Below are 13,908 nucleotides of genomic sequence, written 5' to 3'. Positions count from 1 at the left end.
AAGGGAAGACGTCTGGTGGACAACTCCGGCGGGAGGTCTTCCCTGCCCCCGATCGGCGTCAACGCCCGGTGCACCGGCCGCGCCGAGCGGGTCCCGCTGAAGCTGAACGTCCTCGGTTCGCTGACCCTGGACTTCAGGGGCGGCCTCGACCTCGGCACCCGGGCCGGCCGGTCCGACGGGCTGGTGCTGGAGGTCCGGGGGTTCCGGATGGAGGCCGACACCAGCCCGGCCACCCCCGGCACGGGCATGCTCGTGACCCTCTCCGAGGCGCACGCGCCGCTCACGGCGCTCAGCGTGCTGCGGCCCCTGCCGGAGGGCGGGGCGGAGATGCTCATCCACCTGGCCCTCACCCTGCACGTGCGGGAGAAGCCCCACGGCGACATCGTCCTGGAACTGTTCATGGACCCGGCCAGGCACGCCACCCTCCGGGCCCGGGGCGCGACCGCCTTCCCGCCGGTCGACCAGCACTGCACGCTCCAGGAACCCGTCCTGCTGTACCCCCGGTCCCGGCCCCATTCCCGGTCCGCGGACGACCGGATCGACACCACCGCGCCGGCCGGTGAACTGCCGGCCTTCGGCCTCACCTTGAACCCGCGCGCCTGACCGTCACCCGCCGTCCGGCCCGTACGCCGTCATGAACCGGTCCCGGAACTCGTCCATGCCCCACTGCGGGGCGTCCGCGGCCGGCTTGAGGCCGTCCGTCCAGCCCCAGTCGGCGACCCGGTCCAGCACCTTCGGGTCGCGGGCGACGACCGTGACCGGCACGTCCTTGCTGGTGCTGCCGGCCGTGACGGTCGGCACGGGCTGGTGGTCGCCGAGGAAGACGACGACGGTGTCGTCGTCGCCGTAGCGCTCGATGTACTCGACCAGGCTGCGCAGGGAGTACTCGACGGCGTTCGCGTACTCGGCGCGGACGCTGTCCGGGTCCTGCCAGACCTCCTTGGGGTCCTTGCCCTCCTTCTTGATGTCGTGGAAGACCGAGCCGTCGCCGAGGTCGTCCCAGTCGATCATGCGGGCCACGGGCGCCCAGGGGTTGTGGCTGGAGGCCAGGATGATCTCCGCCATGATCGGGTCGCGGTTCTTCTTCCCGCGTTCCAGGCGCTCGAAGGCCTCCAGGCTGTACTGGTCGGGCACGGGCGTCCAGCTGAAGTACGGGCCGTGGTAGCCGAGGTGCTCGGAGTCGTAGATGTGGTCGAGGCCGAAGAACTTGCCCTCCGGCCAGGCCCGGCGCACGCCCGGCACGATCCCGACCGTGCGCCAGTCGCCGGTCTTGCGGAAGTAGCTGGTGAGGGTGGCGCGGTCGCTGGTGGTCAGACTCCGGTACCGCTGCTGGTTCTTGATCCACAGACCGGACAGGAAGGTCGAGTGGGCGAGCCAGCTGCCGGCGCCCGTCACCGGTGACTTCAGCCAGCCGCTCTGCGACGCGAACCCGGCCTCCTCCAGCCGCCGCGTGCCCTCCTGGAGCACCGCGTCGGTCTGCTCGGCCATGTCCGGATCGTCGATCGCCACCCGGCCGTAGCTCTCGATGAAGGTGAGCAGCACGTCCTTGCCGCGCAGCCCGGTGAGGAGTTGGTCGGGCGGGGTGTCGGCGAAGGCGTCGACGGCCGCCTGCTTCTCGAAGACCCGTGCGTCCCGCAGTCCGGCCTGGACTTGATCGACCCGCCTGCCGACATAGTCGGCGTTGATCTTCGAGGCGACCGGCACGTCCGTGAACTGCACCCCGAGGGTGACGCAGGTGATCCAGGCGGTGCCGAGGATCAGCGTGGTCCGGGCGGCGACCGGACGGTGCCGCACCATCAGCGAGGTCAGCCGCAGCATCGCCAGCGTCGTCAGCACCAGCACGGCGACGATCATGACGAGGACGGCGACGATCGCGAGCACCTCGCCGGTGCGGCCCACCGACGTCCGCAGGAACTCGGCGGCGGCGCCGAGCAGGATCCAGTCCAGGACCAGGTCGAAGGGGCGGGCCAGCACCGAGTAGAAGCCCATGTCGACGAACTTCAGCACGGTGAGCAGCCCGAGGAACGCCCCCGCGACGCCCGCCGTGATCCGGCGGGCCCGCGGCGGCAGCGCGAGCAGCAGCCCGGCGAGCAGAATGCCTTCGGCGGGGATGCGCACGAACATGTCGAACGACATCCGCTCCAGCCGGTTCGGCACGAGCAGCGCGAACAGGACGAGCACGCCGGCCAGCACGGTGGTGCCGACGGTGACGCCGCGGGCGGCGCGCGGGTACTTGCGCCGCCAGCCGAACCACCCCGCGCGGCCCTCACTCCCTGCGGCCTCGCCCTCGGTGTCCGGCAACTGACGAGGGCGCGCGAGGTGCAACACGGAGAACCTTCCCTGCGACTTGCGGTGGTGGCACGGCGGAGCCGGCCCGGTGGCCGGGTCCGCCACCACCAGTACGGTCGCACGTCACCTTCGGTTCAATCACACGGGCCCGTGATTCACCGGTTCGGCCCCGTTCGCGTCACCGGTCGGCCGCCACCGCCACCTGCCGCGCCCACCGGTAGTCCGCCTTGCCGCTCGGGGAGCGGCGGACGGCGTCCGTGACCACCAGTTGGCGGGGGATCTTGTAGCCGGCGAGACGGTCCCGGCAGTGGCGCTGGATGTCCTCCAGGGAGGGCCGGTCCGCGCCGTCGCGGAGCTGGACCACGGCCGCCACGTGGTGGCCCCACTTGGCGTCGGGCACCCCGGCCACCAGGACGTCGTACACGTCCGGGTGGGACTTGAGCGCCTGCTCGACCTCCTCCGGGTACACCTTCTCGCCGCCGGTGTTGATGCACTGCGAGCCCCGGCCGAGGACGGTCACGACGTCCTCCTCGTCGACGGTCGCCATGTCGCCGAGCAGCACCCACCGCTCGCCGTCCCGCTCGAAGAAGGTCTCGGCGGTTTTCACCGGGTCGTTGTAGTAGCCGAGGGGCACATGGCCGCACTGCGCGACCCGGCCGACCTCGCCGACGGCGACCGGCTCGTGGGTGGCCGGGTCGACCACCTGTGTACGGGAGTTGACGCGGATGCGGAAGCCGCGCTCGGGCCCGGCGTCCTCCGTCGCCGTACCGTTGAAGCCGGACTCGGAGGAGCCGAAGTTGTTCAGCAGCATCACGTGCGGCACCAGCTCCAGGAACTGCCGGCGGACCGTCTCGGACATGATCGCCCCCGACGAGGAGACGCTGAACAGCGACGAGCAGTCGGTGCCCTTCATCGGGCCGCCGAGCGCGTCGATCAGCGGCCGCAGCATCGCGTCGCCCACCAGCGACATGCTGGAGACCTTCTCCTTCTCGACCGTGCGCAGCACCTCCTCGGGCACGAACTTGCGGTGCAGGACGACCCGTTGCCCGAAGTTGAAGCCGATGAAGGCGGTGAGGGTGGACGTGCCGTGCATGAGCGGGGGAGCGGGGAAGAAGGTGATCCCGGAGCCGCCGGCCGCGACCCGCTCGGCCAGTTCCTCGGGCCTCTTGACCGGCTCCCCGGTCGGCGCGCCGCCGCCGAGACCGGCGAAGAACAGGTCCTCCTGGCGCCACATCACGCCCTTGGGCATGCCGGTGGTGCCGCCGGTGTAGATGATGAACTGGTCGTCGCCGGAGCGTGCCGGGAAGCCCCGCTCGGGCGAACCCTCGGCCTCGGCCTCGGTGAACGAGGAGCCGCCCCCGACCTGCAGCAGATGCCGCAGCTTCGGGGCCCGGGGCCGTGCCGCCGCCACCCGCTCGGCGAACTCCGCGTCGAAGACCAGCGCCACCAGATCGGCGTCCCGGTACAGGTACACCAACTCGTCTTCTACGTAACGGTAGTTGACGTTGACCGGCACAATCCGTGCCTTGAGGCAGCCCAGCACCGTCTGGAGGTACTCCACGCCGTTGTAGAGATGGAGGCCGAGGTGCTCGCCGGGGCGCACCCCGCTGTCGAGCAGATGGTGACCGATCCGGTTGGCCGCCGCGTCCAGCTCCGCGTACGTCAGACGGCGTTCCGCACCCGTGCCCGGATGGTCGACGTACACCAGCGCCTCACGGTCCGGAACCACGTCGACGACCGACTCGAACAGGTCGGCAAGGTTGTACTCCACCGCTCCTCCTGACCTCGCTCTGACCCGGCTGCCGGTCATCAGAGCAAAGGGCGGCACAACTGGGAAGGGTCCGCGCACAAGAAATCTGACTGTCTGTCAGAAAACCCTTGAAGTGCTCCGGCGCCTCCTGCAACCTGTTCTCGTTCTGTCAGAGGGGAGACGGTCGATGGGTGGAACGGAACACCTCACGGTGGAGCGCGCGGGCGCCACACTGGTGCTCACGCTCAACAGGCCACAGGCCAAGAACGCCCTCTCGCTGCCCATGCTTGTCGGCCTGTACGACGGCTGGCTGGAAGCGGACGGCGACGACGAGATCCGCTCGATCGTCCTCACCGGCGCGGGCGGCGCGTTCTGCGCGGGCATGGACCTCAAGGCCCTGGCCGGCGACGGCATGGCCGGCGAGCACTACCGGGACCGCCTCAAGGCCGACCCGGACCTGCACTGGAAGGCCATGCTGCGCCACCACCGCCCCCGCAAGCCGGTGATCGCCGCCGTCGAGGGGTACTGCGTGGCCGGCGGCACCGAGATCCTCCAGGGCACCGACATCCGCGTGGCGGGCGAGTCGGCGACGTTCGGCCTCTTCGAGGTCAAACGGGGACTGTTCCCGATCGGGGGCTCGACCGTCCGGCTGCAGCGGCAGATTCCCCGGACCCACGCCCTGGAGATGCTGCTCACCGGGCGCCCGTACTCCGCCCAGGAGGCCGCCGCCATCGGTCTGATCGGACACGTCGTCCCCGACGGCACGGCTCTCGCCAAGGCGCTGGAGATCGCCGAACAGGTCAACGCGTGCGGCCCGTTGGCCGTCGAGGCCGTCAAGGCGTCCGTGTACGAGACCGCGGAGATGACCGAGGCCGACGGTCTGGCCGCCGAACTCAAACGAGGGTGGCCGATCTTCGACACCGCCGACGCGAAGGAAGGCGCCCGCGCCTTCGCGGAGAAGCGACCGCCCCACTACAAGCGTGCATAAGGGGAGAGTCACCGTGCCCGAAGTCCTCAAAGCCCCCCTCGTCGTCGAGTTCCCCTTCACCCGCTCCCTCGGCCCCGTCCAGAGCGCCTTCCTCACCGGCCTGCGCGAACGCGTCGTCCTCGGGGTGAGGACCACCGACGGCCGCACCCTCGTCCCGCCCGTCGAGTACGACCCCGTCACCGCCGAGGAGATCCGCGACCTCGTCGAAGTCGCCCCCACCGGCACGGTCACCACCTGGGCCTGGAACCACGCCCCCCGCCGCGGCCAGCCCCTGGCCACCCCCTTCGCCTGGGCCCTGGTCCGCCTCGACGGCGCCGACACCTCCCTCCTGCACGCCCTCGACGCCCCCGGCCCCGACACCGTCCGCACCGGCATGCGCGTCCGCATCCGCTGGGCCGCGGAACGGACCGGCGCCATCACGGACATCGCCTGCTTCGAGCCCCACGACGGCGAAGCCGCCCAACCCGGCGTCCACAGCGGCGAGTTCGCCGACCCGGTCACCGGCATCGTCGCCCCGGCCCGCCTCGACTACACCTACTCGCCCGGCCGCGCCCAGTCCGCCTACATCACCGCCCTCGCCGACCACCGCAACGTCGGCGAACGCTGTCCCTCCTGCCGCAAGGTCTACGTCCCGCCCAGGGGCGCCTGCCCCACCTGCGGCGTCGCCACCTCCGAACAGGTCGAGGTCGGCCCCCGCGGCACCGTCACCACCTTCTGCATCGTCAACATCAAGGCCAAGAACCTCGACATCGAAGTCCCTTACGTCTACGCCCACATCGCCCTCGACGGCGCCGACCTCGCCCTGCACGGCCGCATCGCCGGCATCCCCTACGACCAGGTGCGCATGGGACTGCGCGTCGAACCGGTGTGGACCGAGAACGCCCGATACCCCGCCCACTACCGGCCGACCGGCGAACCCGACGCGGACTACGACACCTACAGGGAGCTGCTGTGACCCGCGAGATCGCCGTCGTCGCCTTCGCCCAGACCGACACCCGGCGCACCAGCGAGGACCTCTCCGAGGTGGAGATGCTCATGCCGGTCCTGCACGAGGTCCTCGACCGGACCGGGCTGAAGACCGCCGACATCGGCTTCACCTGCTCCGGCTCCAGCGACTACCTCGCCGGCCGCGCCTTCTCCTTCACCCTCGCCCTCGACGGCGTCGGCGCCTGGCCCCCCATCTCCGAGTCGCACGTCGAAATGGACGGCGCCTGGGCCCTGTACGAGGCCTGGACCAAACTGCTGACCGGCGACGCCGACACCGCCCTCGTCTACGCCTACGGCAAGTCCTCACCCGGCTCCCTGCGCGACGTCCTCACCCGCCAGCTCGACCCGTACTACGTCGCCCCCCTCTGGCCCGACTCCATCGCCCTGGCCGCCCTCCAGGCCCAGGCACTCATCGACGCCGGCGACACGGACGAGCCCACCCTGGCCGCGATCGGCGCCCGCAGCCGCGCCACCGACAACCCGCACGCCCAGCTCAAGGGCGACGTGCCGCACGGCGAGTACGCCGTACGGCCGCTGCGCACCGGCGACTGCCCGCCCGTCGGCGACGGCGCCGCCGCCGTGATCCTCGCCGCCGGGGACCGCGCCCGCGAGCTGTGCGCACGGCCCGCCTGGATCCGCGGTATCGACCACCGCGTCGAGGCTCACTCCCTCGGTGTCCGCGACCTCACCGACTCGCCCTCCACCCGGCTCGCCGCCGAAAAGGCCGGCGCCTTCGAACGGCCCGTCGACACCGCCGAGTTGCACGCGCCCTTCACCTCTCAGGAGGTCGTCCTGCGCAAGGCGCTCGGGCTCGGGGACGAGGTCGGCGTCAACCCGTCCGGCGGCGCGCTCGCCGCCAACCCGGTCATGGCCGCCGGGCTCGCCCGCATCGGCGAGGCCGCCGCCCGCATCCACCGGGGCGCGTCCGACCGCGCCCTCGCCCACGCCACCTCCGGCCCCTGTCTGCAACAGAACCTGGTCGCCGTACTGGAAGGGGACCCGCGATGAGCAAGGAGCCCGTGGCCGTCGTCGGGGTCGGCCAGACCAAGCACGTGGCGGCCCGCCGGGACGTGTCCATCGCCGGACTCGTCCGCGAGGCCGCCCGACGCGCCCTCGACGACGCCGAACTGACCTGGGCCGACATCGACGCCGTCGTCATCGGCAAGGCACCCGACTTCTTCGAGGGCGTCATGATGCCCGAGCTGTACCTCGCCGACGCCCTCGGCGCGGTGGGCAAGCCCATGCTGCGGGTGCACACGGCCGGCTCGGTCGGTGGCTCCACCGCGCTCGTCGCCGCCGCCCAGGTCGCCTCCCGCGTCCACGGCACGGTGCTGACCTGCGCCTTCGAGAAGCAGTCCGAATCCAACGCCATGTGGGGACTGTCCCTGCCCATCCCCTTCCAGCAACCCCTGCTGGCCGGGGCGGGCGGCTTCTTCGCCCCGCACGTGCGCGCGTACATGCGCCGCAGCGGCGCCCCCGACACCGTCGGCTCCCTCGTCGCCTACAAGGACCGGCGCAACGCCCTGAAGAACCCCTACGCCCACCTCCACGAACACGACATCACCCTGGAGAAGGTCCAGGCCTCGCCCATGCTCTGGGACCCCATCCGCTACTCCGAGACCTGCCCGTCCTCCGACGGCGCCTGCGCCATGGTCCTCACCGACCGGGCCGGAGCCGCCCGCGCACCCCGCCCGCCCGCCTGGATGCACGGCGGCGCCATGCGCAGCGAACCGACGCTCTTCGCGGGCAAGGACGCCGTGTCCCCGCAGGCCGGCAAGGACTGCGCCGCCGATGTGTACCGGCAGGCCGGCATCACCGACCCTCGCCGGGAGATCGACGCGGTCGAGATGTACGTGCCGTTCTCCTGGTACGAGCCCATGTGGCTGGAGAACCTCGGCTTCGCCGCCGAGGGCGAGGGCTGGAAGCTCACCGAGTCCGGGGTGACCGAACTCGACGGCGACCTGCCCGTCAACATGTCGGGCGGCGTCCTGTCGGCCAATCCCATCGGCGCCTCCGGCATGATCCGGTTCGCCGAAGCGGCCCTCCAGGTGCGCGGACAGGCCGGGGAACACCAGGTGGACGGGGCCCGCAAGGCGCTCGGGCACGCCTACGGCGGCGGCTCGCAGTTCTTCTCCATGTGGCTCGTGGGGGCGCAGCCGCCCGACTCCTGAAAGGTCCCCCTCACGTGGCCTGTTGGCGCCACGAACCGATCGCTAGGCTGGCCGCGGACGACGCGGATTCGGGAGGAGCACGGACGTGGCCGAGAGCACCATCCAGCAGCAGCCACTCACGGGCTGGGACAAGCCGGAGCTGGACCTCAGCAGCGCCGAGTGGCACTCGACCAGCCGCGGTCTGGGAGATGTCCAGATCGCCTTTGTCGAGGGATTCATCGCGATGCGCAACAGCGGCCGTCCGGAGAGTCCTTCCCTGATCTTCACTCCGGCCGAGTGGGGGGCGTTCGTGTCGGGGGCACGGGAGGGCGAGTTCGACCTGACGTGACCCGACGCGATCTGGCGGGCCGATCCGGGGGTGTTTCGCCGCTTTTTCCGGACACGCGACCATGAGCGACCCCGAGGGCCGGACGCCTGAGCGAGGCTGGCCCCGGGGGGAAGGTCGTACTCCGGAGGTGAGGAACCCATGAGCACCCTGCCGGTCATCGCGGCGGTCGACGGTTCGGACGACAGCATGCGGGCCCTGGACTGGGCCCTCGACGCCGCCCGCGGACGCGGGGCGCCGCTGCGGGTGGTCCATGTACGGCAGTACGCCGCCTGGATGCAGGCCGACGTGCTGGTGGCCGGGCCCGCCGACCAGGACGACGACCCGGTCCTCGACCAGGTGCGCACCTACCTCGCGGGCCTGCCCGACCGGCCGGTGATGGAGTACCTCGGCCTGGAGGGCGCACCCGGCGCCGTCCTGCCCGAACTGGGCTCCACCGCCCAACTGCTGGTCCTCGGCTCGCGCGGCCGGGGCGGCTTCGCCAGCCTCCTGCTCGGTTCCAACGGCATGGCCGCCGCCCGCGACTCCGAGTGCCCCGTCGTCGTGGTGCCCCGGCCCGGACGCGAGGTGCACGACGGCGTGCCCGCCGGCCCCGGGCCCCGGGTGGTCGTCGGCCTCCAGGTCGACAGCCCCGACGAGGCCGCACTCGGCTTCGCCTTCGCCGAGGCCGACCGGCGCGGCGCCCGCGTCCAGGCCGTGGCCGCCTACCCGTGGCCGGTGCAGGTGTGGACCGCGGCCCCCGGACAGATCGTCCCGCCGGCCGTGGACCAGGAAGCCGTCGAGAACGAGACCCGCACCCTCGCCGAGGGCTTCCTCGCCGCCCACCGCAAACGCCACCCGGACGTGCAAGCCGAGCCCTACGTGGCCCCCGGCGACGCGGCCGGTCACCTCGTCGCCGCCTCCAAGAACGCCACCCTCACCGTCGTCGGCCGCCACCGCCGCCGCCTCCTCGCGCCCACCCGCATCCTCGGCTCCGTCACCCAGGCCGTACTCCTCCACGCGGCAAGCCCCGTCGCGGTGATCCCCCCGACACCGCCGGAGGACTGAGCCGGCCCGCGTCCACCGCGCGCCGGTACCGGTACTCGGCTGCCCCGACCGCGCTGCTCCGGCGCTCCCGCACTGGAGGTGGCGCGGGTCGCTTGGGCGGCCGGTGCCCGCTCGCCGGCGGCGGACAGCAGGCCGGTTCTGGTCCCCGGGTGTCCTGGTGTCCGGCCCGACGGCGAGCGTCGGGCACGCCTCGCCAGCGGTACTCCGCTGCTCCGGCGTTCCCGCATCGCGGGTGGTGCGCTGTCACCGTCGGCAGGTCGGTTCCGGTGCTCGGGTGTCCGGGCCCGGTGGCGAGCCGTGAGGACCCCGGCGATCCGTGTGTACTCGTCGGTAACGGGCCGTGCGGCACCGGTGGATGCCTTCGACGGGCAGTCGGAGGTGAGGGGCGCCCGGCCGTCGCGGAGCAGGGGCGGGCACGTACCATGGCGGCATGTCGTTCCTCCGCCGCCGTAGCGCCACGCCCGCCGGGCCCGACTTCGACGTACTGGCCATGGACCCGGGTGACTGGCCCGGCAATCTCGGCGCCGGGCTGCTGCCCGCGCCCGACGGCAGCTGTCAGGGCGTGTTCCTCCGCTATGACCTGTTCGGCGGCCGCGGCCCCGCGATGATCATCGGCAATCTGCCGGAGGGCTCCCCGGCCCGGGACATCGCCGAGGACGAGATCCCCTTCGAGGTGGCCCAACTGCTGCTGGCCCTGGACAACGACGAGGAGGTCCGGGTCGTGGGCACCGAGGACGTCCCCGTCATGCAGGGCGACAACCTCCTGATCGTGCGCCGGCTGAAGCTCTCCGAGAGCCGGATCTCCTGCGTGCAGTTCGACCGCAGCGACAACGTCCTGGTGACCATCGCCGCCTGGGACCGCCCCATCACCGACGACCTGTACGCCCTGCTGAAGCCCCTGCCCGCGGAGCTGTTCCAGCAGGGCTGACCCGGCTACCCGGCCGCGGGCACCACCCGTACGTCCGCGGCCCGTACGAACGCCACGCGGTGCCCGAACTGGATCTCGTAGTACAGGTCCTCACCGACCACGACCCGGTGCGAGGCCGCGTCGAAGGTGACCGCGTAGTAGTACTCGCCCGGCACCGCGCCCCCGACCACGTACTTCTGCCCCTTGAGCAGTTGGTACGGCAGCGGGGACACCGGCTGGGCGGGTACCCCGGCCGGGTAGGCGGAGGCCTCCGGGTAGGCGCGGCCGTAGACCGGGACGCTGTCGCGGCCGTCCTTCGGCGTCACCACCGGACCCGTCGCGTTCACCGCCGTGGGTGCCTGCGCCGGGTTCTCGAACCACGCCTTCTGCCCCAGGTACCAGATCGCCGTCCAGTCGCCGTCCCGGCCCGCGACCGCGAACTGCTGACCGGTGGAGACCCGGGACGAGAGATCGTTCACGCCCGTGCCGGGAGTCGAGCCCAGGCCGATGTCCTTGATCAGCGGGTACGACGTCCCCGGCCCCGAGTACAGCCGCACCGCGCTCGAACCGTGCGCCGCGCACGGCTCGCCCGCCGCCGCGCAGCCCGTGAACACCGGGTGGTGCGTGGCGTAGTCCGGGCGGATCGTCACCATGCCGCCGTCCTGCCCGGCGGTCGGGCCGAAGGGGCGGCCCAGCAGCTCGAAGTAGTGCCGCCAGTCCCAGTACGGGCCCGGGTCCGTGTGCATGCTCCTGACCGTCGCCGCGGTCGGCCCCGGCACCGTGTCGTGGCCCAGGATGTGCTGCCGGTCGAGCGGGATGCCGTACTTCCGCGCGAGGTACTTCACCAGGCGGGCCGAGGAGCGGTACATCGCCTCCGTGTACCAGGCGTCCGGCTGCGCGAGGAAGCCCTCGTGCTCCAGCCCGATGGACTTGGCGTTGACATACCAGTTGCCCGCGTGCCAGCCCACGTCCTCGGCCTTCACATGTTGCGCGACATGGCCGTCCGTGGAGCGCAGCGAGTAGTGCCACGACACATACGTGGGGTCCTGGACCATGTTGAGGACGCCTTCCCAGCGGCCCTCGGTGTCATGGACGACGATGTACTCGATCTTCTGGGACGCCGGACGGTCGCCCAGGTCGTGGTTGCCGTAGTCGTCGTCCCCGAACTCCTCGTACGGCGCCGGGATCCACTCGCAGGGCACCGATGCCGGGCACTCCGTGTCACCGGCGGCCGGAGCGCGCAGCCCCGCGCCCGCCAGGGCGGCGGTGTCGGGCCGCAGACCCGGCTGCGCCGCCAGCACCACCCGCTGACCGGCGTCGGTGACGCGCTCACCGCCGGTGCGGATCACGCCGAAGACGTCGTTCGCGTACGCCGCCGCCGTCGCGCGGTCGTCGGCGCCGGAGAACAGGGCCACCGCCCCGTACCAGTCCGCCGGGTCCGCGCTCGCCGGCTCGCCCAGCTCCCGCTGGGCGGCGGCGAGGAGGGCGGCACCCCCGGCCACGTTGGCGGCCGGGTCTTCGCGGAGCCGTGCCGTGCTCAGCCCGGTCAGCTCCGCGGCCTTCGGCAGCGTCCTGAGACGGGCCGGGATCTCGCCGCTCTGCGGGATCCGCTCCTCGGGCACGAGCGGCGCACGGGCCTGGTCGCCGCGGGCGTCCTCCGTGCCCTCGCTGTGATGGACCGCCCCGGCAAGCGCGGTACGCGCGTCGGTGAGGTGCATCGGACCGTAGCCGCCGGTGACGCTCGGCGCCCCGGCGTGCGCGTCCCAGCGGGACTGGAGGTAGGAGACGCCCAGCAGCACGCTCAGCGGCACCCCGTACTCGGCCGCCGCCGCGCCGAACGCCGACTGGAGGCGGCTCGCGGACGCCTCGGCGCCGGGAGGGGCCGACGGGGCCGCGCCCAGCAGCGGCAGCAGCAGCGCCGTACCCGCCACCGCTGCGGCGGCACGTTTTGGGACGGTGACGGATCCACGCAATGCAGCCTCCTGGGGCGGTCGGGCGCGACGAGCCGTGCGGGGCCGGGCGTGCGTCAGCGGTACCGGCTCTCCGACGATCCGTCAATCATGCCCAGGGACAGGACAATTCCCTTGTCAACCACGGTTCCCGGGAGTTTCGCGAGGGGGCCCGCCGGACCTGCGGGACGCCAGTGGCGTACCCCCAGGGGCAGACGCGTCAGGGCATACGAAGGGCAGACGCACCGGGGCGTACGAAGGGCAGACGCGTCCGGGCATACGAAGGTCCGCGGCGCGCCGCTGTCCCGGGCGCACCGCGGACCGTCATCCCCGTCAGCGAGTACCGACCGCCGCGCGGACGGCCCGTCGGGCCATCTGGCAGTCGTCGTGCAGCCGCCTGAGCAACAGCCGCTGTTCCTCGCCGGACGGCGCAGCACCTGGGTGGGCCACTCCCGGTGCCGCCGGGGCCGCGTCGTGCATCGAACGCTGCACGGCCATCTCGTAGGTACGGATCTCGCGGGTCAGTACGAGCATCAGGTTCACCAGGAACGCGTCCCGCGAGGCCGGGCCCGCCGACTGGGCGATCTGGCTGATCTGCCGCCGGGCCACCGGGGCGTCACCGAGGACCGACCAGAGCACCGCCAGGTCGTAGCCCGGCAGGTACCAGCCCGCGTGCTCCCAGTCCACCAGCACTGGACCGGCCGGGGACAGCAGGATGTTGGAGAGCAGGGCGTCGCCGTGGTTGAACTGGCCCATGCCCTGGCGGCCCGCCGCGTGCGCGATGCCGTGCAGCAGCTTCTGCAGGTCGCCCATGTCCCGGTCGGTGAGCAGACCCAGCTCGTGGTAGCGGGCGATCCGGGCCGCGTAGTCCAGCGGCGCGTCGAAGGTGCCCGCCGGCGGCCGCCAGGCGTTGAGTCGGCAGACCGAGGCGAGGGCCGCCCTGATGTCGGCGCGCGACGGAGCCTCCGTGGGGTGCCGCTGCAGTGCCGCCACCCGTCCGGGCATCCGCTCGATCACCAGCGTGCAGTTGTCCGGGTCCGCCGCGATCAGCCGGGGCACCCGCACCGGGGGGCGGTGCCGGACGAACGAGCGGTAGGCAGCTATCTCGTGCCGGATCCGCTCCGCCCACGCGGGGGAGTGGTCCAGTAAACACTTGGCGACGGCCGTGCTGCGTCCTGTCGTCCCCACGAGGAGCACGGACCGGCCGCTCCGGCGCAGCACCTGCACCGGAGCGAACTCCGGGCAGATCCGGTGCACGGACGCGATGGCCGTACGCAGCTGGGCGCCCTGGGGGCCGGACAAGTCGAGTCTCCCGCTGAGCGGTGGGGTGCCGAGCCCCGCGGTGCGCCGCGGCCGGCCCGCTCCGAGGACGGGCGCCGCCGGACGGGCGGGGTCGAGGTAGGGGCCGCTGCCCGCCGGGCGGGGGTGCAGCGTCCGGGGCGGGGCGGACACGGAGGACGATGCTGCGTACATGGGCGAAACAGATCCCTTCGTG

General features: G+C 72.4%; 12 protein-coding genes. 8 read left to right on the top strand and 4 right to left on the bottom strand.

What is annotated here, in order from left to right; all coding sequences use genetic code 11:
* The first annotated feature begins 15 nt into the window (after positions 1-15).
* A complete protein-coding gene (locus ICC28_RS30570; RefSeq protein ID WP_188291995.1) occupies positions 16-603 on the top strand; it encodes a hypothetical protein in 588 nt (195 codons plus the stop codon).
* A gap of 3 nt (positions 604-606) precedes the next feature.
* Here ICC28_RS30570 and ICC28_RS30565 read toward each other — a convergent pair whose 3' ends face one another.
* Both ICC28_RS30565 and ICC28_RS30560 read right to left on the bottom strand, forming a co-directional pair.
* Positions 607-2,136 (bottom strand): sulfatase, encoded by a 1,530-nt coding sequence (locus ICC28_RS30565; protein WP_411158633.1) that lies wholly within the window; start codon positions 2,134-2,136, stop codon positions 607-609.
* A 331-nt stretch (positions 2,137-2,467) separates the two neighbouring features.
* Entirely contained in the window at positions 2,468-4,060 is a 1,593-nt protein-coding gene (locus ICC28_RS30560) for an acyl-CoA synthetase (RefSeq protein WP_188291994.1), read from the bottom strand.
* Positions 4,061-4,226: 166 nt separating this feature from the next.
* Between ICC28_RS30560 and ICC28_RS30555 the strand changes: the two genes are divergently transcribed.
* From ICC28_RS30555 to ICC28_RS30525, 7 genes are all read left to right on the top strand, one after another.
* The gene (locus ICC28_RS30555) at positions 4,227-5,027 is read left to right on the top strand and encodes a crotonase/enoyl-CoA hydratase family protein (RefSeq protein WP_188291993.1); all 801 of its coding nucleotides are present in this window, start codon (positions 4,227-4,229) and stop codon (positions 5,025-5,027) included.
* A gap of 13 nt (positions 5,028-5,040) precedes the next feature.
* Positions 5,041-5,982 (top strand): Zn-ribbon domain-containing OB-fold protein, encoded by a 942-nt coding sequence (locus ICC28_RS30550; protein WP_188291992.1) that lies wholly within the window; start codon positions 5,041-5,043, stop codon positions 5,980-5,982.
* Positions 5,979-7,022, top strand: coding sequence for a thiolase domain-containing protein (locus ICC28_RS30545; protein ID WP_188291991.1), 1,044 nt, complete (start codon positions 5,979-5,981; stop codon positions 7,020-7,022). Before ICC28_RS30550 ends, ICC28_RS30545 begins: the two co-directional genes overlap by 4 nt.
* Positions 7,019-8,185, top strand: a complete 1,167-nt coding sequence (locus ICC28_RS30540) for a thiolase domain-containing protein (RefSeq protein WP_188291990.1) — start codon at positions 7,019-7,021, stop codon at positions 8,183-8,185. Before ICC28_RS30545 ends, ICC28_RS30540 begins: the two co-directional genes overlap by 4 nt.
* Positions 8,186-8,270: 85 nt before the next feature.
* Positions 8,271-8,513, top strand: coding sequence for a DUF397 domain-containing protein (locus ICC28_RS30535; RefSeq protein WP_188291989.1), 243 nt, complete (start codon positions 8,271-8,273; stop codon positions 8,511-8,513).
* Positions 8,514-8,651: 138 nt separating this feature from the next.
* On the top strand, positions 8,652-9,557 hold the full coding sequence (locus tag ICC28_RS30530; protein WP_188291988.1) for a universal stress protein: 906 nt from the start codon (positions 8,652-8,654) through the stop codon (positions 9,555-9,557).
* Positions 9,558-9,987: 430 nt separating this feature from the next.
* The gene (locus ICC28_RS30525; protein ID WP_188291987.1) at positions 9,988-10,485 is read left to right on the top strand and encodes a hypothetical protein; all 498 of its coding nucleotides are present in this window, start codon (positions 9,988-9,990) and stop codon (positions 10,483-10,485) included.
* A 5-nt stretch (positions 10,486-10,490) separates the two neighbouring features.
* On the opposite strand, the gene ICC28_RS30520 is transcribed toward ICC28_RS30525, so the two are convergent.
* Together ICC28_RS30520 and ICC28_RS30515 are read right to left on the bottom strand one after the other, a co-directional pair.
* Positions 10,491-12,437, bottom strand: a complete 1,947-nt coding sequence (locus ICC28_RS30520) for an N-acetylmuramoyl-L-alanine amidase (protein ID WP_188291986.1) — start codon at positions 12,435-12,437, stop codon at positions 10,491-10,493.
* 309 nt (positions 12,438-12,746) lie between these two features.
* Positions 12,747-13,886, bottom strand: coding sequence for an aminoglycoside phosphotransferase family protein (locus tag ICC28_RS30515; RefSeq protein WP_188291985.1), 1,140 nt, complete (start codon positions 13,884-13,886; stop codon positions 12,747-12,749).
* Positions 13,887-13,908: the final 22 nt, after the last annotated feature.

It is taken from the genome of Streptomyces sp. TRM68416 (genome assembly GCF_014596915.1).
Taxonomy (GTDB): Bacteria; Actinomycetota; Actinomycetes; order Streptomycetales; family Streptomycetaceae; genus Streptomyces.
Note: the sequence above shows the minus strand (reverse complement) of the source record. Positions and strands in the feature narration are given on the sequence as shown.